Raw genomic sequence first — 25,955 nt, 5'->3', positions numbered from 1 at the left:
GTACCTGATCGCACAGCAGTCCGTGTGCAACGCGACGTATCGATGACTAGGGAAAACCCTAACAGCCAGGACTGCGGATTGCCTTGCAAAACGTCGAAAATCGGCGCTTTCCGGATTGATCGTAGATACCTAGAGGAGTTGATTGCCGTGAGTGACTACAGTAGCAGTTCAGCTCTCGTAGCCGGCGGCGGGGGCTTCATCGGCGGGCACTTGGCCGCTCGCCTGCTGCGCGAGGGCTACCGCGTTCGCGTGGTCGACTGCAAACCGGTTGACGAGTGGTACCAGGTACATCCCGACGCGGAGAACGTGGTGGCCGATCTGTCACTTCTCGACGCAGCACGCGCGGCGGCCGACGGGATGGACGAGGTTTACAACCTAGCCGCCGACATGGGTGGCATTGGTTTCATCGAAGGCAACAAGGCCCGCTGCATGTTGTCAGTGCTGATCAACACGCACCTGCTGATGGCCAGCCGCGATGCCGGCGTGGACCGATTCTTCTTCTCCTCGTCCGCCTGTGTCTACGCCGCTGCGCACCAGACCGCCCCGGATCTTGAACCGTTACGGGAAGAGATGGCTTATCCTGCGATGCCCGAAGACGGTTACGGGTGGGAGAAGCTCTTCGACGAGCGCATGTGCCGGCATTTCTCCGAGGACTTCGGCCTGCGCACCCGGGTAGCCCGCTTCCACAACATCTACGGCCCGCATGGGACGTGGGACGGCGGACGCGAGAAAGCCCCGGCCGCGATCTGCCGGAAAATCGCTGCTGCGGTCATTAACGGCGACGACCAGATCGAGATCTGGGGCGACGGGGAGCAGAGCAGGAGTTTCACCTACATCGACGACTGTGTCGAGGGCATTCTCCGCATCATGCGCAGCGACTGCGACCAGCCACTCAACCTGGGCAGCGAGGAGCTCGTCACCATCAACCAGCTCGTCGATCTGGTCCAGGAACTTGCTGGCTGCTCACTAACCCGGCACCACAACCTTTCCGCTGCGCAAGGTGTGCGGGGACGAAACAGCGACAACACGCTCATCCGTGAACAGCTCGGCTGGGCACCAGCCGTATCGCTGCGCGAGGGAATTTCCGAGACGTACAAGTGGATTTACAAGGAAGTCGGCTACGCCTCGCACAGGTTCCTGCCATGACTGGCGTCGCAGAGCACGCTGGCGCCAGAGGGGACTGGACGAACTGGGCAGGGTCCGCCCGGTGCTTCCCGGCCCGTCGCGTCAGCCTGCGCAGTGAGGACGAGCTGGTTCAGCAAGTCCGGGACGCATATACCACGGGTCAGCCGCTACGCATTGCCGGAAATGGGCACTCCTTCGCGCCACTGGTCAGCACGGACAGCGTCCTCGTTGATCTGCTTGAGTACGATGATGTCGTCGCAGTGAACCCCGCCGCCATGACGGTCACGGTCCAGGCCGGCACACCGCTCTGGCGCATCAACGCCGAGTTGGACCGGTACGGACTCGCGCTCGAGAACATGGGGTCCATCAACGTTCAAACCGCGGCCGGCCTGGTCTCGACGGGGACACACGGTTCGGGCACCCGCTATGGCTGCCTGTCGAGTCAGATCGCGAGTATGCGGCTCGTCACGGGACGCGGGGACGTCGTGGAGTGCTCGGCGACGTCCGAACCAGACGTTTTCTCGGCTGCTCGTCTGGGCTTGGGCGCTTTGGGAGTGATCTCTACGGTCACATTTCGTTGCGTACCGGCATTTTCGCTCGGCCTCGAGGAGAGAACAGAGTCATTTTCCCAGCTAATCGAGCGCCTGCCCGAACACGCCGAGAGCATTGACCATCCCGTCTTCTTCTGGCCTATGTGGAGCGACCGGGTACACATCCGTGCCTTGTCGCGCACGACGGCGCCACGGCGGCCTTCGTCACGGTGGCAGGCCTGGCGAGATCACTACCTGGCGGGCCATGTCGGACTGCAAGGTGTGCTCTGGGCCCACCGGCGCGATGCTGCGCTCGTGCCATTTGCCTCCAAAGTCCTGACGCGCCGACCTCTTCGGTCGTTCGTTGACGTGAGCCATCGGGTTTTCACGTTTCCACAACACGTCCGTGTGGTGTCGATGGAGTACGCCGTGCCGCTCGAGGCGTTGGGACAGGCGTTGCAGGAATTGCGTCGAGCACTACCGTCCTCCGGCGAGGTGGTTTCGCTGCCCCTGGAGATACGGGTGGCAGCCGGCAATGACATCCCGCTCAGCCCGGCTTACGGGCGCCGAACGGGTTACGTCAATTTGGCGACCGATGGGCGCAGCCCGCACGACAAGATATATCAGGTCGCCGAAAGGGTTCTTAGCGATTTTGATGGTCGCCCGCACTGGGCGAAGCTGCATTCCCAAACCGCAAGCAGCCTCGCGCCCCGCTATCCACGCTGGAACGACGTGCAGCGGATTCGCCAATCTCTCGATCCGAAAGGAATCCTGATCAACCCCTACCTGGAGCGAATCTTCACGGGTACGGCCTGAGCGCCTGCAAGCCTCCGGTCCATCCTTGCCATGTTGGGAACCGTTGGCCCGGAGGGGAAGGCCGCTTGCGCCTTCCGGCAGGCTCCGCACCGTCGGTGTCCCAATGGTTGCAGGCCGCCTTCGCTGCTGAACGTCATCGAGTGCGTACATACGTCCCCTATCCCGTCGCCGTTCTGGTCGGTGCCGGTGTGCCGACCACCGCCGACATCCCAGCGCCGCGAGGCGACCGCAGGACGCGAAACGTTACTTGTTACGTGAAAGAGGCCGAGTGTGCGGCTTCAGCTTTGGGCGGTGAGTTTCTGCTGCCACCAGTTGATGGTCGCCGCGAGCGCTTCTTCGGTTGGGGTTGGTTCCTCGTCGAACGTTTTCGTGTAGCCGCTGGAGTCGATCACGAATGGGGAGTCGAACTGGTAGCGGATCTCGGACAGCTCGCGCACCAGCGGGGAAACCAGGCCGATCGCCTGCAGCGCCCACCACGGCATGGCAGACACGCGAGGCACCGCGACACCGGCGATTCGGGACATCTGCTCGATGGCCTGGCGTGCCGAAAAGGGTGGCGCGGTGGGAACATGCCATGCGCGGCCCCATGCCTGCTCTTCCCGGGCCAGTCGGACCAGGGTGCGCGCGATGTCGGGCACGTAGGTCCAGCTGTGCGTTGCATCCGGGTTACCGAGAACCTGGACCGGCCGTCCCTTGAGCAGCTTGGGCACGACGCGTGCAGCCAGGTGACCGCCCGCAGTCACGCCGGGGCCGATGAAGTCGGACGCGCGTGCTTCCGTCACGCGGACGCGCCCCTCCTGGTGACGCGCCAGGGCGTCCTGCCAGACGCGTGTTCGAACTTTGCCCTTGCGGAATCCGGCATTCAGCGGGAGGTCTTCGGTCATCGGAACGTCCGTCGGACCGTATGCGTAGAGGTTGCCGGTGAGGACCAGAACCGCATTGGTGCGTTCGGCAACATCGAGCAAGGCGGTCGACAGTCGCGGCCAGTCCTGGGTCCAGCGGTGGTAGGGCGGGGCCGCGCAGCCGTAGATGGCCACCGCGTCGGCGCTGGCCTCGGCAAGCCGGTCCGCGTCACCGGCATCCAGTGCGACGTGCTTGATCGGGCTTTCGGAAGGGCCGCCTGAAAGGCTGATCAAGCGGACCTCCTGGCCCTGTTCGGCGAGCAGATTCGCCGTGGCCGCACCGACCGGCCCCTTGCCGACTACGACGTGGACTGACATCCGGTCTCTCTTTTCGACGTCGAGATCGCTGAACGTCGTCGAGGCATCGATCGACATTCATCCCCACGCGTTTCTACCAGCACCCCGAGCAAGAACAAGAAAGATATACGCGTAGGGGGTATGACGAAAGAGGCGGTGATGAACGAGTCGATGCACGCCGGTCACCACGGGCAAGCTGCCGCGCACCACGAATCGGAGCACGCGGGGGCGCTGCGCCGGAAGGCCCGCAGTTCAAGAAGGACCGCTACACCTTCGCTCCGGAGACGGCGCGGCTGGCTGCGGGCGAGGCCGGCGACTACCCGTGTCTCTGGCACCTGCACCCGGTCGAGGTCGGCCACGGGGTCTGGTCGGCGCCGCTGGCGTTGGCCGAGGCGGGCGAGTACCGGGCCTTCGTCGACTTCCGGCTGCTCACCGAGCACCCGTGGGCCGCTCAGATCGCGGAGCGCTCCGGCGGTGGTGATCTCGGCGGGTTACCGCCTGGCCCCTCGAACACCGCTTCCCGGCCGCGCTGCACGACGCCTACGTTGTGCTGGCCTGGACGGCCGAGCACGCAGCCGAGCTGGGCGTCGACCCGGGGCGGATCGCGCTGGGTGGCGTTGCGGGCACGTGACCAGCAGGGGACCGCCGATCGGCTTCCAGCTGCTCAACCAGCCCGGGCTCGACGACAGGCAGGAGACGTGGTCGGCGCGGCACTCCACCGGCACGCCCTGGATGAATCGCGACAAAGTCACCGCGGCGTGGCGGCACTACCTGGGCTCGGCTCGTGCCTCGCCGTACGCCGCCCCAGCGCGGGCCGTCGATCTGTCCGGCTGTTGCGCGGTCACGGCCTCGGGGATCATCTGGCTGGCCGCGTTGGTCGCCGGGACCGGTCGCGGCGGCGATCCGCATCTGGCCGGGACGCTCGATGGCCGCCACCGATGCGGAGCGCGCCGAACACGACCACGAGGCCACCGGCAGCAAGTGAATGAGTCGGTAGGTTGCGACACGACGGGCGCCGCTTCCGGCAGTTCTTCGCCCGGCCTGCCACCAGCTGCCTTCGCAGATGGTTGGTGCGGTCAACTGGACAACTCAGGCCTGGGTGCGCCAGGGGCCTTGCCGGAGGGCCTGGACCTGCCGCCGCGGTGCGCCACGGCGCGGTCCTGTGCCAAACTGGCTGTGTTGTCCTGACGTGGTCTGGTTCTTGAGCCGTGGCTGACCGACTGGTCGTGCGTGGCGCGCGTGAGCACAACTTGCGCGGCGTGGGTGTCGACCTGCCCCGGGACAGCTTGATCGTGTTCACGGGTCTGTCCGGTTCCGGGAAGTCCTCCCTGGCGTTCGACACGATCTTCGCGGAAGGCCAGCGCCGATACGTGGAGTCGTTGTCGGCGTACGCGCGGCAGTTCCTGGGTCAGATGGACAAGCCGGACGTGGAAGTCATCGAAGGACTCTCGCCCGCGGTGTCGATCGATCAGAAGGCGACCAGCCACAACCCGCGGTCGACGGTGGGCACCGTCACCGAGGTCTACGACTACCTGCGGCTGCTGTACGCCCGCGTGGGCGAGCCGCACTGCCCGGTCTGCGGCGAGCGGATCAGCAGGCAGACCCCCCAGCAGATCGTCGACCAGGTGCTGGCCCTGCCCGAGCGCACCCGGTTCCAGGTGCTGGCGCCGGTGGTGCGCGGACGCAAGGGCGAGTACGCGGAACTGTTCGCCCGCCTGCGATCGCAGGGGTACGCGCGGGTGTCGGTGGACGGCGAGGTGCACCACCTCGACGACGTGCCGAAGCTGAAGAAGCAGGAGAAGCACTCCGTCGAGGTGGTCGTCGACCGGCTCGTGGTCAAACCGGCGGCGAGGCAGCGCTTGACGGAGTCGGTGGAGGCGGCGCTGGCACTGGCGGACGGCGTCGTGATCGTGGAGTTCGTCGACCAGCCGCCGCAGGCGCGGGACCGGCAGTGGCCGTTCTCGCAGAATCTCGCCTGCTCCCGCGGCCATCCGATCGGCGTGCAGGACTTCGAGCCGCGGTCCTTCTCCTTCAACTCCCCGTACGGCGCATGTCCGGTGTGCACCGGGATCGGGGTGCGCCGCGAGGTCGACCCGGAACTGGTGATCGCGAATCCCGAGTTGTCGCTGGCGGATGGTGCCGTGGCACCGTGGCAGGGCGGTCAGACCAGCGAGTACTTCCAGCGCCTGCTGAGCTCCCTGGCCGACGCCCGGGGCTTCTCGGTGGACATCCCGTGGCGACGGCTGCCCGCGAGGGTCCAGAAGGCGGTGCTCTACGGCTCCGACGACCAGATCCACGTGCAGTACCGCAACCGCTACGGCCGGCGGCGGTCCTACTACGCCCGCTTCGAAGGTGTGATTCCGTTCCTGGAGCGCCGCTTGGAGCAGACCGAGTCGGACTACGTGCGCCAGCGGTACGAGGGCTACCTGCGGGAAGTGCCCTGCCCGGAATGCGCGGGCACCCGCTTGAAACCGGAAGTCCTCGCCGTCACGCTGGAGCACAAGACGCTGGGGAAGCGCTCGATCGCCGAGGTGTCCGCGTTGTCGGTGGCGGGCTGCGCGGAGTTCCTGCGCGGCTTGGTGCTCGGCCGCCGCGAACGCGCGATCGCCGGCCGGGTGCTCTCGGAAACCCAGGCGCGCCTGGGTTTCCTGCTGGATGTCGGGCTGGACTACCTGTCGCTGGATCGGGCGGCGGGCACGCTCGCCGGGGGAGAGGCCCAGCGGATCCGTTTGGCCACGCAGATCGGCTCCGGGCTGGCCGGGGTCCTCTACGTGCTGGATGAACCTTCGATCGGCCTGCACCCGCGCGACAACCACCGCTTGCTCGCAACGCTGACCCGGCTGCGCGACCTCGGCAACACGCTGATCGTCGTCGAACACGACGAGGACACCATCCGTGCTGCCGACTGGGTCGTGGACATCGGTCCCGGCGCGGGTGAGCACGGCGGGACGATCGTGCACAGCGGTCCGCTGGACACCTTGCTCGCCAACCAGAAGTCGCTGACCGCCGAATACCTGACCGGTCGCCGCAAGATCCCGGTACCGGCCGTGCGGCGTGCGGTCGACCGCAACCGCGTACTGACGGTCCACGCGGCACGCGAGCACAACCTGCGCAGCATCGACGTGTCCTTCCCGCTGGGCTGCATGATCGCCGTGACCGGCGTTTCCGGCTCGGGGAAGTCCACTTTGGTCAATGATGTCCTCTACAACGGGCTGGCCCGGAAGCTGCACGGCGCCCGCGCGGTACCGGGAAAGCACGGCTCCATCACCGGAATCGACAGCATCGACAAGGTCGTCCACGTCGACCAGTCGCCGATCGGCCGCACGCCGCGTTCCAACCCCGCGACCTACACCGGGGCGTTCGATCCCATCCGCAACCTGTTCGCCGCCACCACCACGGCAAAGGTCCGCGGCTACCGGCCGGGTCGGTTCTCCTTCAACGTGCCCGGCGGACGCTGCGAAGCATGCGCCGGCGCCGGAACCATCCGGATCGAGATGCAGTTCCTCCCCGACGTGTACGTGCCGTGCGAGGAGTGCGGTGGGGCCCGCTACAACCGCGAAACCCTGGACGTGAGCTACAAGGGGAAGACGATCGCGGAGATCCTGGACATGCCCATCGAACAGGCGCTGGAGTTCTTCGGGGCGTTGCCGGGCATCGCCCGCCGCCTGCGCACGCTGGTCGACGTCGGGCTGGGGTACGTGCGGCTGGGGCAGCCCGCGCCGACGCTGTCCGGTGGTGAAGCGCAGCGGGTGAAGCTCGCGACGGAGCTCACCCGGCGCTCGAACGGCGGCACCGCGTACATCCTGGACGAGCCCACCACGGGACTGCACTTCGACGACGTCCACAAGCTGCTCGACGTGCTGCAACGGCTGGTGGACGTCGGCAACACGGTCATCGTCATCGAGCACAACATCGAGGTCGTCAAGACCGCCGACTGGATCATCGACCTGGGGCCCGAGGCCGGATCCGCCGGTGGTCGGGTGGTCGCCACGGGCACTCCCGAAGCGGTCGCCGGCGACGAGACCAGCTACACCGGGCAGTTCCTGCGCCGGGCGCTCGCTTCCTGAAACCAGATCGAGAATTTCGGAGGTAGCGATGTTCAACAGCCCGGAGGAGGTCCTGCGGTTCGTCTCCGATGAGGACGTGAAGTTCATCGATGTCCGGTTCTGCGATCTCCCGGGCATCATGCAGCACTTCGCGGTGCCCGCCAAGTCGTTCGCCGCCGAGATCTTCGACGAAGGCATCGCCTTCGACGGGTCGTCGGTGCGCGGATTCCAGGCGATCCACGAGTCGGACATGCTCCTGCTGCCCGACCCCTATACCGCGCGACTGGATCCGTTCCGCAATAAGAAGACGTTGAGCCTCAACTTCTTCGTGCACGATCCGTTCACGTTGCAACCTTACTGCCGCGATCCGCGAAACATCGCGCGCAAGGCCGAGCAGTACCTCGCCGGCTCCGGCATCGCCGACCTCGCCTACTTCGGGCCGGAAGCCGAGTTCTACCTCTTCGACTCGGTGCGGTTCTCGAACGCGGAGAACACCTCGTTCCACGAGATCGATGCCATCGAGGGCTGGTGGAACACCGGTCGCGCCGAGGACGGGGGCAACCAGGGGTACAAGATCAAGTACAAGGCGGGGTACTTCCCGGTGCCGCCCACCGACCACCTGGCGGACCTGCGCGACGAGATCGTGCTGAACCTGATCGATGCGGGTTTCACCGTTGAGAAGGCCCACCACGAGGTCGGCACCGCGGGGCAGGCCGAGATCAACTACCGGTTCAACACGCTGCTGCACGCCGCGGACGACCTCCAGCTCTACAAGTACATCGTGAAGAACACCGCCTGGCAGCACGGCAAGACGGCCACGTTCATGCCCAAGCCGCTTTTCGGCGACAACGGTTCCGGCATGCACACCCACCAGTCGTTGTGGAAGAGCGGCAAGCCGCTGTTCTACGACGAGGCGGGCTACGCAGGGCTCTCCGAGCTCGCGCGGCACTACATCGGCGGCATCCTGCACCACGCGCCGAGCCTGCTGGCATTCACCAATCCGACGGTGAACTCGTATCACCGCATGGTGCCCGGCTTCGAGGCGCCGGTGAACCTGGTCTACTCCCAGCGCAACCGCTCGGCCTGCATCCGCATCCCGGTGACCGGCGCCAGCCCGAAGGCCAAGCGCATCGAGTTCCGCTGCCCGGACTCTTCCGGGAACCCGTACCTGGCCTTCGCGGCGATGATGCTCGCCGGCCTGGACGGCGTCGCGAACAAGATCGAGCCGCCAGACCCGATCGACAAGGACCTCTACGAGCTACCGCCGGAGGAGTCCACCGACGTCGTCCAGGTTCCGTCCTCACTGGACGCCGTGCTGGAAAGCCTCGTGGCCGACCAGGATTTCCTGCTGCGCGGTGACGTCTTCACCACGGACGTTATCGAGACCTGGATCGCCTTCAAGCGAGAGCGCGAGATCGACCCGCTGCGACTGCGCCCGAACCCGTACGAGTTCGAGCTGTACTACGACGTTTAGCAGCTGCTGCCTCCGCCGGGACCGTGGCGACCGGGCCACTGGCTAGGCTCCACGGGCCGCTTCGGCCGCTTTGTGCAGGGAATCGATCAGCAGATCGCGGTACTTCTCGGCCGTTGCGGTGTCGCGGTCGGTGATGGCGTCATCGATCGCTGGCAACGGCTGCACCGCGTAACCCGTGTACAGGCCCGGTGCGTAGACCATGTGCTTGTACCAGTCCCGGCCGGGCAGACCTTCCCGGTGGGTCAACGCACGTTCCTGAGCGATCAGCGCGTCGTTGACGGCATCCGCGTCGGCGTGCCGTCGGGTCTCCAACCGCTTGGCCGCCTCCTCCCACTGCCGAGCGGCGAGGTAGGCGGGGGCGAGATCGACGACCTGGTGGTCGGCCTGCTTCGCGTCGAGATCCCGTAGGTGACCGGCGACCGCGGCCGCGTAGTCGGAGTAGACCAGTGGTGCGGTGTCCGAACCGGCCAGGCGCAGCGCGAAAGTGCCCGCGTACGCGGCGGCTACCTCGTGGTACCGGTAACCGGGATCGAGGGAGTTGCGCATGAGGTGCAGGTCGTCGTAGGCGCTGTGATACTCGCCGCCCGGTGTCGACGTGCCGAACTCGGCCGAGGCGATGCCGAGATGGTCCAGGAACGCGGTGTAGTCCGATCCGCTGCCCAACCGCTCCGGCACCGGTTTCTGCTCGCCCGACGACTGCTGCCAGTTCCGGTACAGCGTGCCGTGTTCGGGGTCTGGGATGTCCTTGGCGATGTCGGTCAGCACGTGGTCGAGTGCCGGGACGGAGCCTGCGGAGAAGTTCTCGCCGCCGCCCGCGCCGTCCATGTTGAGGTACACCAACGCGTTCTTGAGCAGATCGGCCCGGTGCTGCTCGACCCATTCGGTCGACCCCAGCAGCCCGTACTCCTCGCCGTCCCAGCCAGCGAGGACGATGGTCCGCTCCGGTTGCCAACCGCGATCCCGCAGTTCGGCCAGCGCCCGAGCCGTTTCCATCAGCGTGGACCACCCGGCGACGTCGTCCTTGGTGCCGTAGGCCCACGAGTCGAAGTGCGCCCCGAGGACCACCTTCTGCTCCGGGTGCTTGGAACCGGGGATCTCCACGATCACATCGTTGACCGGGATCTGCTGGTAGTCGATGTCCAGGTCGAGGTCGACCCGGGTCGGCCCGGGGCCCACCCGGTAGTCCAGGTCCAAGCCGCCCTGCCACCCCTCGGGCGCGGGTGGTCCTTGCAGCGCTGCCAACAGGTGCTGGGCTTGGCCGTAGGAGATCGGCGTGGTCGGCACGCTCGTCACGTTGTCCGCTTCGGACGGATCGATGCGGGGCGTGTCCGGTGTGGACGGTTCTCCGGGCGTGAGCGGGTCGCCCGGGTGCTGGAAGATGTACTGCACGCTCCCGCGCTGGATGCTGTCGGCGTTGCGCCACGGCCCGTCCGGGTAGACGGCGCCCTTGGCGAAGCCGTCGTCCGCCGGGTCGGAGTACAGGATCAACGCTGCGGCGCCGTGCTCTTCGGCCACCTTCGACTTCACGCCGCGGAAGCTCTGCCCGTAGCGGGCGAGCACAATCTTGCCCCGGGCGTCGACGCCCATCTTCGCCAGCTCGGCGTAGTCGTCCGGCAGGCCGTAGTTCACGTAAACCACGTCCGCGGTGACGTTTCCAGGCGGTGAATAGGCGTTGTACCCGACGACCACGTCGTCGAACCCCCCGTGCCACGGGAAAGGCGGTTCCTTCACTTCCAGTTCCCGCTGCTCGGGCCCGGTCATGGTCACCGAGATGTCGCGCGGCACCGAGGCGTGGACGCCGTAGCTCTCCAACCTCGGGTGCAAACCCCAATCGGCCAGCTTGTCCATCGAGTACTGGGCCCTGCGCATGGCGCCGCTGGTTCCGACCCTGCCGGTGTAGGTGGACATCGCTTCGCTCATGCGCGCCGCGCTATCCGCGTCGACCTCCTTCTGCAGCGCGCGCTCCCAGAAGCGAAGGTGGGCGTTTGCGTCCTGCGCGGTCGCGGGGGAGGGCTGCACCGCGAGCCCGGCGACGAGCGTCGCGGCCAACGCCGCCGAACCGAACAACCACCTACCGCGTCGATGCGGTGCGTGCAGGGACATTCGTCCTCCTGATGCCGTGGCATGCAGTTAGCAAGACGAAAGGTACAAACGCGTCCCCGCCGACACAACGATCACCACCCGTTCGCGCGGGGTGATCGTGGACGTGCGCCGCGCCCGAACAGGTCGCTACCAGCAGCAAGTCATTCCAAGCCGGCAACCACCTCGACTACGCCGACGACACCAGGTTCACCGCGACGGGCGACGTCCGCGACGGAGTGCTCCACCACGAGCACCTCGTGCTCCATCCCGAGGAAAGGCAGTCTTGACGGATGTCGCTCGGGCTTGACTGCGCCACCACCAACGATCGAGGAACGGATTTCCATCTCAGAGCAACGACCCAGTGGTGTACCTGGCGTTGCTGGTGTGAAGCGAACGGACTGTTCGCGTCGATAGGTGTGACGAGCGGGCCGTTCGCCCAAACCCATCACCGGATTTGCCGTGGGGCGCCGGTTTGGTCTCTTCCGAGGTGTGGGCGAGGACGCCGACGCTGCGGGAGAGGACGAACAGCCCTCGGCGCAGTTCTGGGGGAAACCCGAGTTCGGAGTAGACGATGGCGGTGGCTCCGTCGATGTTCATGGGTACCGGTCGGGAGCGGCCTTCCGCGAACGCTGCTTCCAGAGCGGGGCCTGCTTCCAAGGCGCGGCCCGGCACTTCTCCGGCTTCGACCGCTTCTGCGACGAGTTCGAGGAGCGGATCGCGGCGCGGGTCGCGGAGGTGGAAGTGGTGGCCGAATCCCGGGATGTGGCGGCCTACGGCGCGATAGGAGGCGACCAGATCGCGGGCGGCGCGGCGCACGTCGTCGGCTCTGTTGAGGCCGAAATCGCACGTGGCGGCGATGCGAGCGGCAGCGATCGACGGCGCCTGCGGGCCGTGCCGGCGAAGGTCTTCAACGGTGTCGTCCCCGCGCTACTGCGCAGGCTGGTCGGCAAGGACGTTGGCCAACTGGCTCAAGGTTCCGCACTCGCCGCTGTGGCAGGCTGTCGTTCGAAGCTACGTGGCCGTGCTCGGGGGACTGGAGCGGATCTAAGACCGTTCCCGGCTGGGCAAGCGGTTGCTCGATAGGTTCGGCAAGGCCCAGTACGAGCCGGGTGACCGCGCTCGCCATGCGCCCTTCCCCGGATATCGGCACTGGTAGTACCTTCGAATGTCGGTTGCCGCTCCTGTATGTCAAACTATTAGGGTACTGACAGTACCGTAATCTTGACGTTTGGAAGAAGGCGCGACATGCGGGCCAAGGGCATCAGCTACGACACCGGTTTCGTCCACGGCGCAGCGATCGGGCACAAGCACTTCGACTCCGAGGTGGTCGAGCGCGAGCTGCGCATCATCCGCGACGACCTGCACTGCACCGCGGTCCGTGTTATGGGTGGCGATCCGGAACGGATGGAGATCGCGGCGGCGCACGCGGCCGACCTCGGTCTCGAAGTCTGGTTCTCGCCGTACCCGCTGGAGCTGACCACCGGCGAGATGCTGTCGCTGTTCGCCGACTGCGCCGCGCGTGCGGAGCGGCTGCGGCTGCGGGGCGCCGAGGTCGTGTTCGTCACCGGTGCCGAGCTCAGCCTCATGAACAAGGGATTCCTGCCCGGCGACAGCACGGACGAGCGGGTGGCGCTGCTGAGCCAGCCGCATCTCGTGCGCGAGCAGATCGGCGAGATCAGCGCGCGCGTCAACGACTTCCTAGACAAGGCCGTGGCACTCGTCCGCGAGCACTTCGGCGGCGAGGTGACCTACGCCTCCGTGCCGCTGGAGCGCGTCGACTGGGCACCCTTCGACATCATGTCCGTGGATCTCTACCGGTCGGCCGAGATCGCTGACCGCTTCGCCGAAGGCGTCCACGGCCTGGTCGCGCAGGGAAAGCCCGTCGCGATCACGGAGTTCGGCGCGGCCAGCTACCGAGGTGCTGGCGAAAGGGGCGCTCGCGGCCTGGAAATAGTCGAGTACGACGGCGAAACCCGTGCGCCTGTCCGCTTGAAGGGTGAGTACGCCCGGGACGAGGGCGGACAGGCCGCGTATCTGCGCGAGTTGCTGGAGGCGTTCGATGCTGGAGGCATCGACAGCACCTTCGTGTTCACCTTCGCGCTGCCGGACCACCCGCACCGCCCCGACGGCGACCCTCGCGACGACCTGGACCTGGCCAGCTACGGCATCGTCAAGGTCTACGAAGACCGCCGCGGAACCACCTACCCCGATATGACATGGGAACCGAAAGCCGCGTTCACCGCGCTAGCCGGCTACTACCGCGAACACTGAGGCGGCGAAAGCGGTCTTGCCTACGCTCACCCACTGCTCCTGCATCGGTGTTGTGCCCGAAGGCCATCCCGCAATCACGGGACAGCCTTCCGGAATTCCGCGCGTTCAGGACCTGGCAGTTCGCCCGGTGCCCGTCGCCTCCTCGACGAGGCTCGTGCTAGGCGGAGCTGTCGTGACATGTTCCAGCCGAGGACGCCGGTCGGCCGCCCGTTCTGGGTGCAGGTGGCGATGAACCTCCGCTCAGACCCGTCGCCGTGGGCTTGGATGGCTGGTCGGAGGAAGTGGAGCTGGCCGGGCCCGGCCAGCGCTACGTGGGTGCCGCAGTGTCTGACCACAGTGGACGAACGGCGGCGGAGCGAGCACCACGTGGAGCCGGTTCCACGAGCGCCACGGTCAGGTGCAGCTCGGAAAGCCCTAGCGCGAAGCGGAGTACGAGCAGGGCACGCAAGTATTCGTCGTCCGCGGACATTGGCGTGGGAAGGAAGTTGTTCCCTTGCTGGCAGCGTAGATCGACACGCGGTCGGAGGACCTGGCGGTGACGAACGATCCTGCCTCCCGACGGCGGTTGTCCACCGAGACGGGTGTGCCCTCGTTGTGGCAGAACGTGCACGTCGTCCCACACGCATCGATGATCTTCGCGCGTAGCGTTCTATTCCTCAGAAAGGTCGGTATTTCGTCCACCGATCCATCAGATCTTCGTTTCCACGGCGGTCTCTTCCAGTGCGCTCGGGCAGGTGAGGCCGGCCGTAGCGGCGTCTTTAACCGGCTACGGCCGACCTCGTTACGGCTCGGTGCCGCGGAGGATGTCGCGGTCTTCGACATCGGGTCGCGTCTTCATCCGTTTCAAGGCGTGCAGGACGATGCGCAGGAAGTTCGGGTCCTTCGCCGCCTCCACCGGGTCGTCGAACGGCGGAATAGCCGGGAGCGGAAGCAGCATCGTGCGCATGTCCGGTGGCAAGTCCCAGCCTAGATCGCCGGACCAGGCGGTTACGTAGCCGTCTGTGGTTCGATCGGCGGGGTGCTTGCCCACACCGGTACACGTCATCAGTGTCCAGCCGGCGGTGAAGGCGGCTCGTCCGTTGACTTGCCCGCGAGATTGGACAGCTGCGTCAGCAAGGCCTCGACATGTTCGCCGACGACGTGGGTGACATCGGAAGGCCGGGCGAAAAGCATGACGCCACGCCCGGTGCGCCCCAAGCAGAGCTTGACCCCGTCCCGCCGGATGCCCTCGCCCTGAATCTCAATCCAATTCGGCAATATTGGCTCCTTCCTGCCGGTTAAAGGCTCCGGGCGGTGCGTCGGGGGGCTTCCGCACCGCCCGGAGGTGGAACCCCGGTCGGACGTCGAGTTCGGGGCACAACGTCGGACCGGGCGCCTGTCGCCAGACGGCGCGCTCCGCTGGCCCGGCAGTCCGGACGGCTGTTGCCGGGAGTGATCCCAAGAACCGGTGGAGCTGCCATGCAAAGAGCCTCGCGCTCCCCACTGCTTCGCGGAACGCCCTGAGGACACACCCAAGACGCACTGCTGACGTACTTGTGCGCGGATTGCTGGATGTGGTGGTCTGGGGCGTGCGATCATTGGCCAATGCCGCCTATCGCTCGTTGGACGGGGTTCGAGGCCAAGCTGTTTCGCAGCGCACTACGTCTTACGGTTGATGACTTCGCGGCTTTGCTCGGTGTGCATCCCAGGACGATCAACAAGTGGGAGAAGCGGCAAGCCGAGATCACACCGCTTCCCGAAATGCAGGCTGCTCTCGATACTGCACTTCAGAAGGCTGCCGGTGACGCTCGCGAGCGGTTCGTCCAACTGACGCAATGCGCCTCCGCCGCCACAGAAGCAAGCTCGGCTGATCGTGCCCAACTAGTCCCCGGAATTGAGCCGATGGGCCCAGAGTTGGCCGCTGTCGGCAACATCGTTGAATTCATCGGGAGCGACATGGCAACGCGTCGAGAATTCTTGGAGCTGTCGCTGCTGGCAGGTGCAGCTCTGATCGTTCCAGTCCGGCAGTGGTCCGCCTGCGCCCCGGTCGTACCGATCAAGCCCGGGAAGGTAGGTTGGGACGAAATTCACGGCCTTGAACGCGCGGTAGAGCTGTTTCGGCGGTGGGATGAGTCTGGCCAGGGCGGCTTGCACCGCAAGGCGGTGCTCGGGCAGCTCAACGCCGTGGTCGAAACCCTTCAGCACAGGTATCCCGACGCAGAGCAACGTGGCTTGTTCCAGGTAGCTGGCGAACTTGCTCAGCTCGCGGGCTTCATGACGTGGGACGCCGGTCTCCCGGTCGCAGCTCAACGCTACTTCCTCTACGCCTTGAGTGCGTGCAAACGCGCTGGCGCGCTCGACCTAGGAGCCAAGATCGTTGGCGACATGGCGCAGCTGTCCAAGGCCCTCGGCAAGTACGAAGACAGCCTGGCGATGGTGCGGACGGCGCTAGCGACTTTGCCTAGAAACGCCAACCCGTTGGTCCGATCGGAGCTTCATGGCCATGAGGCGTGTACCTATGCGAGATTTGGCCGGGACGAGGTAACGAATACTCGCCGGGCCGTCGAAGCTTCGTTGGAGGCTTTCGACCGGGCCACACCCGACGCGCAGCAGACCTGGAACCAGTACATGGACCGCGCCGAGGTTGAGAGCCTCGCGTCAGCGGCTTACACCCAGCTCGTGCTCGAAGACCCCACATCAGGACAAGCGACTACATACACAAGGCACGCAGAGGACCACGCACTTAACGCGGCGGCCAACCGCCAGCAGCACCGCCTACGCAGCCGACTGTTCGATGACCTCCGCCTCAGCAAGGTTCGGCTCGCGCAGCAGGAGCCGGACGAGTCGGGCAAGCTCGCCCAACGTGCCTTGGCCCGGGCTGCGGAGACCAGTTCTTCCAACGCGATCAACCGGCTCGTGGCCCACTCGCAGAGCCTCACAGCCCGCTACGGTGACGTGGTGGCCGTCGTTGACTTCCGAGCCAACTTAGCCGACTACGTGCACAAAGTCGCCCCAGGAAGAGAGAACGATCTGGCGTGAGTGATGTCGAGTTCCACTGCGTGCCCTTCGAGGAAGCAGGCCAACTCCGCGACGAGCTGGGCGAGGTTTACCGCGAGGTCTTCTCGGAGCCGCCCTACGAGTACGGAGACGAGCACGTGCGCCTGTTCAAGGACCGCTTCGACGTACAGCACCAGCGGCCAGGCGCGGGTCTGGTCGTCGCCCGCAGCTCGGGCGGAACAATGGCTGGCTTCAGCTTCGGTCTCACCTTGTCGCCGTCGGCTCCGTGGTGGACCGACCTCACCACCGACGTCGAACCAGGAGTCACGGATGAACCGCCCGGCCGCACCTTCGTTCTGATCGAACTTCTCGTGCGTAAACCCTGGAGGCGCACAGGCGTGGCCGCACAACTCCACGATCTTCTCCTTGAAGATCGGCCCGAGGAACGAGCGACGCTGACGGTTCAACCCGCTGCTGGCCCTGCCCAGCACGCATACGCGGGCTGGGGCTGGCGAAAGGTCGCGCAGAAGCGGAATCCGCTGCCCGGCTCCCCGATCTTCGACGTGCTGATCAAAGACCTTCGGGAGTAAATCGCGTTTGAGCAAAAGGAAACAGCCCTTTCTCGGTTCCTCCGCGAAGGGTCCAGCAGAGCGCGCCCACCAGCGGGGAGAGGGCATGCCCGAGCAAGAATCCACCGAAGGCGGTTCAGCGCCGCATCGTGAACCCCGGACGACGATTTCGCCGCCATGCTCAAAGGAGAGCAGGGAACCGTCCAATGTGGACCGCAATAGGGGCCCGAACGGCAGTCGATCGCGGCGGAGCTAGCCCGGATCATCGTGCAAAGGGGCGGTGATCCGGGCAGCTGAAACGTCTGCGTTTGGGGACGATGTCTCATTATGTTGGGAAGTCCTGCCCGCACCGACTCCCCGATGACAAGGACCTTCCCGTGACCACGAGGCTTGTGCTCGATCGCGACACCGGGTCCGACGATGCCGTCACGATCATGGCCGCGGCACTGCACCCGGGTCTGGAGCTGCTCGCCATTTCGACCGTCAACGGCAACGTCGCACTGCCTAACACGGAGAACACCCTGGGGCGCTCGACCACATCGGCGTACACCTGCCCGTCCGCGCCAGCGCCGCCCGTCCGCTGGTGCGGTCCGACTTCCCCGTCCCCCGGCACATCTTGAACGCCGATACCCCGGACTTCCAGATCGAGTACCTGGATCTCGCGCCAGCGACGACGGAGGTCCGGCCGGATCGGTCCAGATGCTGATCGACACCTTCCTCACGGCGGCGAACGATGATGTCGTCATCGTCGCGACCGGTCCGTTGACCGACCTCGCGCTGATCGCCGAACCGCGGTTCGCGGCGGGATCGGCGAGCTCGTGATCACGGGCCGAGCCCACCTCCGGGGGCAACGTGACTCCTGCGGCGGAGTTCAACTTCTGGGTCGACCCCGGAGGCGGCTCGCGCGTCTTCCGCGAGGTGCTGCGCGACGCGTACCGCAAGGACACGAAGGCCGAGTTCGTCGCCCGGTGACACCAGCCCACTGGGATCTCGACTGCGGTAGCACGCAGGTAGATCGTTTATGCGACGCAGAGTGCGCCTACGACCGCCGGCCGGCCTCTGCTGATCGGCACGCTGGGTGACCTGCGGCGTTCGAGTCGCCGGACAACGGGTGCCAGAGGACTATTCCGGTATCCGCGTTCGCGGGGGTGGTACGGGTGCCCGAGTTGCTGGTGCGAGGCGACAGCCGCGAGGCCGTCAACCCGTTCGATGCGAGCGTGACCAGTGCGGTCGACGAGGCGAACGAACCTGAGGTCGCATCGACGCCGTGGCCATGCATGGTGCTCGTGGCCGCCGAACGCGGTCGACCTGATCCGGACCTGAGCGACCGAGGGGGCCGTGATGTCCACTTCGGACCGCAGCACCGGCGGCGACGACGTGCGGCTGAGCGAACTCGGCTACACCTCCGAATTCCGCCGGGAAATGAGCCTGTGGGCGAACTTCGCCCTCGGGTTCACCTACCTGTCGCCGGTGGTGAGCACCTACACGTTGTTCGGGGTCGCGCTGGCCACCGGTGGTCCGCCGATGATCTGGAGCTTCCTGCTCGCCGGAGCCGGGCAGTTCCTGGTCGCCCTGGTCTTCGGCGAGATCGTCGCGCAGTTCCCGCTGGCCGGCGGGATCTACCCGTGGTCCCGGCGGTTGTGGGGCAAGCGTTGGGCGTGGATGTCCGGCTGGGTCTACCTGATGGCCTTGCTGGTGACGATCACGAGCGTCGCCTACGGCGCCGGGCCCTACATCGCCTTGCTGTTCGGCTTCCAGCCGACCGTGATCAACAACGTGCTGTGCACGATCGCCCTGATCGTGGTGGCCACCCTGATCAACTACGGCGGCACGAAGGTGCTGTCGATGGCCGCGATCATCGGGTTCACCGCCGAACTGCTGGGTGCCTTGTTCGTGGGCATCTGGCTGCTGACGACCCATCGCTTCCACGGCCTGGGCGTGCTGTTCGACAACTTCGGCGCCGGTGGGACCGGCTCCTACCTGCCGGTGTTCCTCGCCGCCGCGATCATCGGTTTCTACCAGTACTACGGCTTCGAGGCGTGCGGCGACACCGCCGAGGAAGTCCCGCACCCGGGCCGAAACGTGCCGAAGGCGATGCGGCGCACCATCTACATCGGCGGAGCCGCGGCGACGTTCGCATGCCTGACGCTGCTCCTGGCGGTGCCGGACTACGGCAAGGTCATCTCCGGCGAAGACTCCGACCCGCTCATCAACGTGCTCAACAGCGCCTTCGGCGCCCTGGGCGCGCGGGCCGTGATGGCCGTGGTGCTGATCTCGTTCCTGTCCTGCACGATCAGCCTACAGGCGGCGGCCGGCCGGCTGACCTACTCGTACGCCCGCGACGAGATGATCATCGGCTACAAGCTGCTGCGCCGCTTCTCCCACGCCCGCCACGTGCCACCGTACGCACTGCTGCTGGCCGGGGTCGTGCCGGTGCTGATCGCCTTTGGTTCGCTGGTGTCCACCGACGCGCTCACCAAGATCGTCTCGTTCGCGATCCTGGGAATCTACCTGGCGTTCCAGATGGTCGTCTTCGCCGCCCTTCGCGCCCGGCTGAAGGGCTGGCGGCCGACGGGGGAGTTCACCCTCGGCAGGTGGGGCCTGCCGGTGAACGTCCTGGCACTGGCCTACGGAGTCGGCGCGATGGTGAACATCTCGTGGCCGCGAACGCCGGAAGCCGCCTGGCACGACAACTACATCGTCCTGCTCTCCGGTGGTGTCGTCGTCGCCATCGGCCTGGTCTACATGTTCACCACACACCACTACGGCCGCAGCAACGCTCAGGCTGGGGACGCCATACCGGCCCGTCGGCCGACCGCCGATCAGCCCTTCAAACCAGACGGATGACACGTGTACCGGCACCACCCGGCGCCGCCGGGTGGTGCCGCCGATGGGGATCGTCAGCCGCACCTGATCCATTTTTGGTATAACCAATCGTCTTGGTGGCAAGTTCTGGGCTCCCGGACCCCGTCGGAGCCCGTGGTGGAGCGGACCGCCGGTCGACTGCTCGGTCGGGGTGCCGGTATGACGCTCCCAACGCTTGGGGTCCACCTTGCGTTGCGCCGTCTTACGATCCTGAGCGTTGAGAGCGGCACCGCCGCACCCGCCCGCAGTCCCTGGAGAAACCCTGTGAACGCAGGCACACCTGCCACGAACAGCTACTACGAGCGGATCGACGAACACCGCTACAAGCCCACCTGCCACGCCAGCGGCGCGTGGAACCCGGACGAGCAGCACTTCAGCCCACTGGGCGGGCTCATAGTCCACGCGATCGACCAGCAGCTGGCCGCACGTCCGGACGACGGCTTGGTCCTCGGCCGCATCAGCTTCGACATCCTCGGGCGTCTTGCCCTCGACGAATGCGAGATCCGGGTGGAGACCATCCGGCCCGGCCGCACCATCGAACTGATCGAAGCCACCGTGCTCGTCGCCGACCGCCCGGTCGTGAAGGCCCGCGCATGGCGCCTCGCAGTACTGGATACCGAAGCCGTCGCGGGCGGCGGCGCCGACCCGCTCACCCCGCCCGAAGAGGTCGCCCCCTGGTCGATGGACTCGGTGTGGCCCGGCGGGTACATCGCCTCCTTGAACGCCCGCCCGCTCGCGCCGTCGCAGCCCGGCCGCACGACGGCCTGGATCTCGACCGAGCTCGACCTCGTCGCCGGTGAGTCCAGCAGCCCGCTGGCGTCCTACATCGCGCTCGTCGACACTGCCAACGGCATCGCCCCGCGCCAGTCGCCCACCGACTGGATGTGGCCCAACGTCGACCTGACGATCCACCTCCACCGGCAGCCCGAAGGCAGCTGGACCGGCCTGGACACCACCGTCGTCTTCGGCAGCACCGGCCAAGGCAGCACCAGCACCGTCCTGCACGACATCAACGGCCCGGTCGGGCAAGCACAGCAGATCCTCACCGTCCGACCGCTGCGGACCGACGGCTGATCAACGCCCCTGCCCAAGGTGTACCGGCGCACGGCCGGGGCCTTCGTCGCTGCGCTGGGACAATTGCCAAGCAGCAACCCGTTTCCGGGCACGGTCGATCGACCACGGGCGCCGGTGCTTGCGCAACGAGCTGGTGAAGCGACGAACACGCGACAGTTGATTTCGCAAGGTCACCAGTACTGTCCCCTGGCGCAGCTGATCGACCAGGCCCGCCGCCAAGTCGTCATCTGGGACGAGCTCGCCCCGCCCTGGCGGTCGCCGACCGCCGCGACGCCCACTCCCTCGCCCAACGACTCGAACCGCCCACGAGGCGCGCAGCGCGTGACGGAGCAAGGGGTCCGGCGATCTCCCGGCCCGCTCGCGGGTCGTCATGCGAGCGACATCTGACAGTCATTGGAGATATCCGGTCTGGCAACAATCGACTCGATGTCCGACCGGGTTAAACGGGTTCATTCGCGTCACGGCCAAGCCGAGTCCGTGCCAGACTCCGCTCGCGCATTCGGACGATGCGCCTTGCTGATCTGGGAGGAATCATGGCACGAGCTGGTTTCCGGAGCGGTCTCACGGCGTCCGCGATGGTCGCCGCGTCACTGCTCGCGTCGATGGTGGTGACGCCTGGTGCCAATGCGGCCGGCAAGCTGTGGGGGCCGATCTACGCCAAGAGCGGCCAAACGGCCATCGGCTCCGCAGATGGAGACTTCGCCAACAACGGGGGTGTCTACGCGACAGTCGGCGCCAATTGGCGTGACCTGCGCAACGATGGCATGCCCACGTTCGTAAGGGTGGAGTTCTTCTTCCTCGTAGAGGGCAAGTGGGAAAGCGCGGGCAGCAGCGAGTCCGCCCGAACCCACACACACGCCAGCGGGCCCCTGTCCCGCAGGCTGCGGCATGAAGCGACCGCAGCACGCGCCGCGATTCACGTGTGCGTCGACCGCAACATCCTCCCGGACTTCTGCTCGCGCGACGCGATCGTGTCGTTCAACTACTGACCCGATTTCTTCCTGACCATGCGCTGCGCAGAAAGCCTCCTTCCGACTGGGAAAACGCTTGGCCGGGCGGCCCGACGGCACCGACTAGTTTGGAACCGCCGGGATACGGTGAGAACTGCCCATGCGCGCCGACTGGGTTGCGGGCTGGCCACCCCACGGTGGCCAGTGGCCTGCTGTCAGCAGTATGTCGGGAGGGGGACCGTGGAGAACGGTTCCGTTGGTCGCGTTTTCATGTGCCCATGAGACCGGCCCGTCCGCGGTAGGCGGCCCAGCCAACGGCCCGAACGCGATTCGCCGCATCTACCTCCGGGGCCTGACGGCCGACGGGCTGTCCATCAGCGGCGACCGGACGCTGCTCGGCGAGCGCGACTTCAAACACGAGAACCCGCAGATCATTTACCAGAAGGGTAAGTACTTTCTCTTCATGTCGCGGGACGAGTACCGCAGCGCCGAATACGCGACCACCGTGAACTGGGCGGACAGGGTCACCGGCCCGTATCCGGCCAGCCGCGCCCACAACCTCCTCACCAAGGAGAACACCAGCATCGCCGGCCCCGCGAGCGCCGAGCTGGTGAGGCTCGCTGACGGCCGGACCGTGGCCTTCTGCCACGGCTGGCGGCAGAACGGCGGCGAATGCGACGCGCCGCGCTACCGCTACGCCGCCACGATCACCTGGGGAGCCGAAGGCGACGACACGCGACTTGAGGAGCCTCACCCCGGCGAAGTGCACTGCTGAGCAGACGCGGGAGATCACACACCCCGCAAGCCCCATCATCCAGAGGCAGCTGGTCCTTGGTGGTGTTGATGACCGATTCGATGCGTTGCCGGATGAGGGCGAGGTTGCCATAACGGCGGTTCTCGTCCCGGCGGTCGGGACGCACGAAGGTAATGCCGAGTTCGCTCGGATTCGCTTCGTGGCTCAGGGTTTTCCGGGCGTGAGAACTTCGTGTGCGAGTGCCAGCAGGTCCGGGATCGCCGGGTGTCCCACGCCCTCGCGCCAGGCGAGGACGACCGGGACCGCTGGGGCGTCCGCGAGCGGGCAGTAGACCAGCGAGGGGTGTGCGTGGCTGCTCGGGGTGGCCGACGTCGAGACCCCCACGGCTCTGCCCGCCGCTATCGCGATGAGCCATTCGTCGGTGTTGGTCACCTCGATGGTCGCGGCGGGGCGGGCCGTCGGCGGCCACAGGTCCAGCGTCGTGGTGCCCGAGACGGTGTTGAGGGCGATCGGGTGGGCGGCGAGGTCCGCCAGGGTGATCTGGGGGAGCGCCGTCAGCGGGCTGTCCGTCGGCATGACCACCACCCGCTCCTCCGACAGCAGCAACTCCGTGCGGAGCCCGGTCGAGGTGACTGTGCCGCGCAGAACGGCCGCGTCGACCTTGCCCTGCGTGAGGCCCGCCGTCCGGTCGTCGATTCGGAGCAGCTCCAGCGGAATGCCGGGGTGCGTCTCGTCCCAGCGGCGCAGCAGCGGGACGGTGTGGTCGCCGAGCGCCGCCCAGGTGTGGCCCAGGCGCAGCGGCCAGCTCGTCAGCCCTCGGGGGTCGAGAGCGGTCTCGACGGCGGCGATGGCGGCGGCTGCCTTGTCGCGGAACGTGCGGCCTTCGGCGGTCAGCTCCAGGTGGTGCGTGGAGCGGTCGACGAGGCGGGCGCTCAGGTGGACTTCGAGTTGGCGCAGGGTGCGGGAGAGCGCGGGCTGGCTCAGGTGGAGGCGAGCGGCGGCGCGGGTGATGTTGCCTTCCTCGGCGATGACGAGGAAAGCGCGCAGGTGTCGCAGCTCGATGGTCATGCGTCATGAGCATAACCGCGGCCGACTCGGCATTTCACCAGGCGCGGCCGGATTCCTAGCGTGAAGCGCATGAAATCCACGGTGCAAAATTCATCCGCGACGACGGCTGCGCCCGCTCCCACCTGTCCCGCCGCGGGCCACGGCACCCTCAGTGGCGTCGGACTGGTGCTGGCAGGGGCGGTGTCCGTGCAGTTCGGGTCGGCCTTCGCCGCGCTGCTGTTCCCCCGGGCCGGGGCGCTCGGGGCGGTCGCACTGCGGGTGGCGTTCGCCGCGGTGCTGCTGCTGGTCATCACCCGGCCCCGACTGCGCGGGTACTCGCGCGCCGACTGGGCTGTGGCCGGCGGGTTCGGCCTGGCTCTCGGTGGCATGAACATCCTCTTCTACCAGGCGATCGACCGCATTCCGCTGGGGCCGGCGGTCACCCTGGAAGTGCTCGGGCCGCTGCTGCTGTCGGTCGTCGCCTCGCGTCGCGTCGCCAGCCTGCTGTGGGCCGGTCTCGCGCTGGCCGGGGTCTATCTGCTGGGCAGCGGCGGCTTCGACCAACTCGACGTCGCGGGTGTGGCCTTCGCGCTGGGGGCAGGGACGATGTGGGCGGCGTACATCGTGCTCAACGCCCGCGCGGGTGCCCGCTTCCCACGGCTGGACGGCCTGACGATCGCGATGTCCGTCGCCGCGCTGGTCAGCCTGCCGCTGGGCATCGGGGCATCGGGCGGGACGCTGCTGGAACCGGAGGTGCTCGGTCTGGGCCTGGCGATAGCGGTGATGAGCTCGGGCGTGCCCTACGCCCTCGAACTGCTCGCCCTGCGCCGCCTGCAGGCGGCGACGTTCGCGGTGCTGACGAGCCTGTCGCCGGCCATTGCCGCGACGGCGGGTTATCTGGTGCTGGACCAGGGGCTGTCGCTGCTGCAATGCGCCGCGATCGCGATGGTGGTCACGGCGAGCGCGGGCGCGGTGCGCGCGGGCAAGCGCTGAGTCGAAGCCCCACCGCCTGCCGCACACCGCGACCACCGGATCGATCAGCGCCCACCGCTCACCGAAAAGTCGCTGAGGGTGCCGATTTCGTCCGGCTCGCCCGGCTCCCGCCGTCGAACCGCCTTTCGGGTGCGAATGGGCGGGACCGTCGCAGCGGTGGCCGGGTCGGTCGCACTGGCCGGACAATGGTGGTACCTCGGCAAGGGGGTGGCCACGTGTACCTGGATCCCGAGCTGGCAGCAGCCCTGCCCGCGCTGCCCGACCTGCACATCCAGGACCTCGCTGGGGCCCGTGCCCGGATGCAGCAAATGGCTGCGGGCGCGGCGCAGCCCGACGAGGTCGTCATGACCGACCGCGCGGTGCCCGGTGTGGATGGTGGCTCCGTGCAGGTCAGGGTCTGCAAGCCGCCCGATGCCGCCGGCCCGCTTCCCGCTCTGCTCTTGTTGCACGGCGGTGGATTCGTGATGGGCGGGCTGGACGCGGTCACCGCGCAAGCCGCGGATCTGTGCACTCGGGTGCCTGCGGTCGTCGTGGCTGTCGACTACCGGCTGGCCCCGGAACATCCGTATCCGGCTGCCCTGCAGGACTGCGAGTCAGCGCTGCGCTGGATCGCCGCTGGAAGTGGAGCGATCGGGGTCGACGCTGCGCGGATCGGCGTGTACGGGATGAGCGCCGGCGGCGGTCTCGCCGCCGCGCTCACCCTGCTCATCCGCGACCGCGGCGGACCACCTCTGTGCTTCCAACTGCTCGATGCCCCCGAGGTCGACGACCGGCTGGACACCACCTCGATGCGGACGTTCGACGACACTCCATTGTGGAACCAAGCCGACGCGGTGCTGAGCTGGCGGTACTATCTGGAGGGCTGCGACGGGGCCGTTCCTCCTTACGCCGCACCGGCTCGCGCCAGCGATTTCTCCGGCCTTCCCCCGGCGTACGTGTCGGTTTACGAGAACGACCCGCTGCGCGATGAGGGATTGGCCTACGCGTCCGGCCTGCTCGACGACGGCGTATCGGTCGAGTTGCACCTGTTCCCCGGCACATTTCACCGGTCGGCCGTCGTCGCGAGCGCGACCGTATCCCGGCGTCAGGCCGCCGAAACCCTCGACGCGCTCCGGCGGGGTCTGAACCCCGTCGCATGACCACAGTCCGAGCGGCGTCGTTGCGAGGCGTACCTACGTGCTCGA

At 67.0% G+C, this 25,955-nt stretch carries 23 protein-coding genes and 1 pseudogene; 18 read left to right on the top strand and 6 right to left on the bottom strand.

Going from position 1 to position 25,955, the window contains the following annotated elements; all coding sequences use genetic code 11:
- Nucleotides 1-147 precede the first annotated feature (147 nt).
- Nucleotides 148-1,146, top strand: a complete 999-nt coding sequence (locus SSPN_RS0129420) for an NAD-dependent epimerase/dehydratase family protein (protein ID WP_010312099.1) — start codon at nt 148-150, stop codon at nt 1,144-1,146.
- On the top strand, nt 1,143-2,471 hold the full coding sequence (locus SSPN_RS0129415; RefSeq protein ID WP_010312097.1) for a D-arabinono-1,4-lactone oxidase: 1,329 nt from the start codon (nt 1,143-1,145) through the stop codon (nt 2,469-2,471). The genes SSPN_RS0129420 and SSPN_RS0129415 overlap by 4 nt, the downstream gene beginning before the upstream one ends.
- A gap of 278 nt (nt 2,472-2,749) precedes the next feature.
- On the opposite strand, the gene SSPN_RS0129410 is transcribed toward SSPN_RS0129415, so the two are convergent.
- Entirely contained in the window at nt 2,750-3,748 is a 999-nt protein-coding gene (locus tag SSPN_RS0129410) for an NAD-dependent epimerase/dehydratase family protein (protein ID WP_010312095.1), read from the bottom strand.
- Between the two features lie 469 nt (nt 3,749-4,217).
- Here SSPN_RS0129410 and SSPN_RS62290 point away from each other — a divergent pair, with 469 nt between their 5' ends.
- Genes SSPN_RS62290 through glnA form a run of 4 tightly spaced genes read left to right on the top strand, consistent with a single transcriptional unit; the run spans nt 4,218 to nt 9,190 of the window.
- A complete protein-coding gene (locus tag SSPN_RS62290) occupies nt 4,218-4,301 on the top strand; it encodes a hypothetical protein (RefSeq protein WP_337466378.1) in 84 nt (27 codons plus the stop codon).
- A complete protein-coding gene (locus tag SSPN_RS60550) occupies nt 4,298-4,858 on the top strand; it encodes an alpha/beta hydrolase fold domain-containing protein (protein ID WP_029535824.1) in 561 nt (186 codons plus the stop codon). The genes SSPN_RS62290 and SSPN_RS60550 overlap by 4 nt, the downstream gene beginning before the upstream one ends.
- A gap of 20 nt (nt 4,859-4,878) precedes the next feature.
- On the top strand, nt 4,879-7,737 hold the full coding sequence (gene uvrA / locus SSPN_RS0129395; RefSeq protein ID WP_010312093.1) for an excinuclease ABC subunit UvrA: 2,859 nt from the start codon (nt 4,879-4,881) through the stop codon (nt 7,735-7,737).
- Between the two features lie 28 nt (nt 7,738-7,765).
- Complete coding sequence (glnA, locus tag SSPN_RS0129390; protein ID WP_010312092.1) at nt 7,766-9,190, top strand: type I glutamate--ammonia ligase; 1,425 nt, start codon at nt 7,766-7,768, stop codon at nt 9,188-9,190.
- Nucleotides 9,191-9,232: 42 nt separating this feature from the next.
- On the opposite strand, the gene SSPN_RS0129385 is transcribed toward glnA, so the two are convergent.
- The gene (locus SSPN_RS0129385) at nt 9,233-11,293 is read right to left on the bottom strand and encodes a M28 family peptidase (protein ID WP_010312090.1); all 2,061 of its coding nucleotides are present in this window, start codon (nt 11,291-11,293) and stop codon (nt 9,233-9,235) included.
- A 152-nt stretch (nt 11,294-11,445) separates the two neighbouring features.
- Here SSPN_RS0129385 and SSPN_RS58750 point away from each other — a divergent pair.
- A pseudogene (locus SSPN_RS58750) lies at nt 11,446-11,559 on the top strand (Atu4866 domain-containing protein); the annotation flags it as partial.
- 58 nt (nt 11,560-11,617) lie between these two features.
- Here the strand turns inward: SSPN_RS58750 and SSPN_RS52280 are convergent.
- Nucleotides 11,618-12,088, bottom strand: coding sequence for a citrate/2-methylcitrate synthase (locus tag SSPN_RS52280; RefSeq protein WP_237710778.1), 471 nt, complete (start codon nt 12,086-12,088; stop codon nt 11,618-11,620).
- Nucleotides 12,089-12,517: 429 nt separating this feature from the next.
- Here SSPN_RS52280 and SSPN_RS0129370 point away from each other — a divergent pair, with 429 nt between their 5' ends.
- Nucleotides 12,518-13,543: a hypothetical protein gene (locus SSPN_RS0129370; RefSeq protein WP_010312083.1), complete on the top strand. Its 1,026-nt coding sequence runs from the start codon at nt 12,518-12,520 to the stop codon at nt 13,541-13,543.
- A 781-nt stretch (nt 13,544-14,324) separates the two neighbouring features.
- Here SSPN_RS0129370 and SSPN_RS0129365 read toward each other — a convergent pair.
- Both SSPN_RS0129365 and SSPN_RS0129360 read right to left on the bottom strand, forming a co-directional pair.
- Nucleotides 14,325-14,573, bottom strand: coding sequence for a hypothetical protein (locus SSPN_RS0129365; RefSeq protein WP_010312081.1), 249 nt, complete (start codon nt 14,571-14,573; stop codon nt 14,325-14,327).
- Between the two features lie 14 nt (nt 14,574-14,587).
- Nucleotides 14,588-14,800 carry a hypothetical protein gene (locus SSPN_RS0129360; RefSeq protein WP_010312080.1) on the bottom strand — a complete coding sequence of 71 codons (213 nt, stop codon included), beginning with the start codon at nt 14,798-14,800 and terminating at the stop codon, nt 14,588-14,590.
- Nucleotides 14,801-15,127: 327 nt separating this feature from the next.
- Here SSPN_RS0129360 and SSPN_RS0129355 point away from each other — a divergent pair, with 327 nt between their 5' ends.
- From SSPN_RS0129355 to SSPN_RS0129315, 8 genes are all read left to right on the top strand, one after another.
- Entirely contained in the window at nt 15,128-16,561 is a 1,434-nt protein-coding gene (locus SSPN_RS0129355) for a helix-turn-helix domain-containing protein (protein WP_010312078.1), read from the top strand.
- The gene (locus SSPN_RS0129350) at nt 16,558-17,109 is read left to right on the top strand and encodes a GNAT family N-acetyltransferase (protein WP_010312076.1); all 552 of its coding nucleotides are present in this window, start codon (nt 16,558-16,560) and stop codon (nt 17,107-17,109) included. The genes SSPN_RS0129355 and SSPN_RS0129350 overlap by 4 nt, the downstream gene beginning before the upstream one ends.
- Nucleotides 17,110-17,465: 356 nt before the next feature.
- Entirely contained in the window at nt 17,466-17,708 is a 243-nt protein-coding gene (locus tag SSPN_RS49415; RefSeq protein ID WP_158309668.1) for a nucleoside hydrolase, read from the top strand.
- Between the two features lie 79 nt (nt 17,709-17,787).
- The gene (locus SSPN_RS61855) at nt 17,788-17,910 is read left to right on the top strand and encodes a hypothetical protein (protein ID WP_010312072.1); all 123 of its coding nucleotides are present in this window, start codon (nt 17,788-17,790) and stop codon (nt 17,908-17,910) included.
- Nucleotides 17,911-18,429: 519 nt separating this feature from the next.
- The gene (locus SSPN_RS0129330) at nt 18,430-19,935 is read left to right on the top strand and encodes an APC family permease (RefSeq protein ID WP_010312067.1); all 1,506 of its coding nucleotides are present in this window, start codon (nt 18,430-18,432) and stop codon (nt 19,933-19,935) included.
- Between the two features lie 282 nt (nt 19,936-20,217).
- Nucleotides 20,218-21,027 carry a thioesterase family protein gene (locus SSPN_RS0129325; RefSeq protein ID WP_010312065.1) on the top strand — a complete coding sequence of 270 codons (810 nt, stop codon included), beginning with the start codon at nt 20,218-20,220 and terminating at the stop codon, nt 21,025-21,027.
- 533 nt (nt 21,028-21,560) lie between these two features.
- Nucleotides 21,561-22,016 carry a hypothetical protein gene (locus SSPN_RS0129320; protein WP_010312063.1) on the top strand — a complete coding sequence of 152 codons (456 nt, stop codon included), beginning with the start codon at nt 21,561-21,563 and terminating at the stop codon, nt 22,014-22,016.
- 217 nt (nt 22,017-22,233) lie between these two features.
- A complete protein-coding gene (locus tag SSPN_RS0129315) occupies nt 22,234-22,752 on the top strand; it encodes a family 43 glycosylhydrolase (RefSeq protein WP_010312061.1) in 519 nt (172 codons plus the stop codon).
- A gap of 183 nt (nt 22,753-22,935) precedes the next feature.
- Here the strand turns inward: SSPN_RS0129315 and SSPN_RS0129310 are convergent, their stop codons facing one another.
- Nucleotides 22,936-23,799 (bottom strand): LysR family transcriptional regulator, encoded by an 864-nt coding sequence (locus SSPN_RS0129310; RefSeq protein ID WP_010312059.1) that lies wholly within the window; start codon nt 23,797-23,799, stop codon nt 22,936-22,938.
- Between the two features lie 81 nt (nt 23,800-23,880).
- Here SSPN_RS0129310 and SSPN_RS0129305 point away from each other — a divergent pair, with 81 nt between their 5' ends.
- Together SSPN_RS0129305 and SSPN_RS0129300 are read left to right on the top strand one after the other, a co-directional pair.
- A complete protein-coding gene (locus tag SSPN_RS0129305) occupies nt 23,881-24,771 on the top strand; it encodes an EamA family transporter (RefSeq protein WP_237710777.1) in 891 nt (296 codons plus the stop codon).
- A 215-nt stretch (nt 24,772-24,986) separates the two neighbouring features.
- Complete coding sequence (locus SSPN_RS0129300) at nt 24,987-25,910, top strand: alpha/beta hydrolase (protein ID WP_010312055.1); 924 nt, start codon at nt 24,987-24,989, stop codon at nt 25,908-25,910.
- Nucleotides 25,911-25,955 lie beyond the last annotated feature (45 nt).

The sequence above is a fragment of the Saccharopolyspora spinosa NRRL 18395 genome (genome assembly GCF_000194155.1).
Taxonomy (GTDB): domain Bacteria; phylum Actinomycetota; class Actinomycetes; order Mycobacteriales; family Pseudonocardiaceae; genus Saccharopolyspora; species Saccharopolyspora spinosa.
Note: the sequence above shows the minus strand (reverse complement) of the source record. Positions and strands in the feature narration are given on the sequence as shown.

What these genes read in the sequence shown, in the direction of transcription:
- SSPN_RS0129415 (WP_010312097.1), top strand. Translation starts at nt 1,143, where the DNA reads ATGACTGGCGTCGCAGAGCACGCTGGCGCCAGAGGGGACTGGACGAAC.
- SSPN_RS0129410 (WP_010312095.1), bottom strand. Translation starts at nt 3,748, where the DNA reads ATGTCGATCGATGCCTCGACGACGTTCAGCGATCTCGACGTCGAAAAG.
- glnA (WP_010312092.1), top strand. Translation starts at nt 7,766, where the DNA reads ATGTTCAACAGCCCGGAGGAGGTCCTGCGGTTCGTCTCCGATGAGGAC.
- SSPN_RS0129385 (WP_010312090.1), bottom strand. Translation starts at nt 11,293, where the DNA reads ATGTCCCTGCACGCACCGCATCGACGCGGTAGGTGGTTGTTCGGTTCG.
- SSPN_RS0129370 (WP_010312083.1), top strand. Translation starts at nt 12,518, where the DNA reads ATGCGGGCCAAGGGCATCAGCTACGACACCGGTTTCGTCCACGGCGCA.
- SSPN_RS0129355 (WP_010312078.1), top strand. Translation starts at nt 15,128, where the DNA reads ATGCCGCCTATCGCTCGTTGGACGGGGTTCGAGGCCAAGCTGTTTCGC.
- SSPN_RS61855 (WP_010312072.1), top strand. Translation starts at nt 17,788, where the DNA reads ATGCTGATCGACACCTTCCTCACGGCGGCGAACGATGATGTCGTCATC.
- SSPN_RS0129330 (WP_010312067.1), top strand. Translation starts at nt 18,430, where the DNA reads ATGTCCACTTCGGACCGCAGCACCGGCGGCGACGACGTGCGGCTGAGC.
- SSPN_RS0129320 (WP_010312063.1), top strand. Translation starts at nt 21,561, where the DNA reads ATGGCACGAGCTGGTTTCCGGAGCGGTCTCACGGCGTCCGCGATGGTC.
- SSPN_RS0129310 (WP_010312059.1), bottom strand. Translation starts at nt 23,799, where the DNA reads ATGACCATCGAGCTGCGACACCTGCGCGCTTTCCTCGTCATCGCCGAG.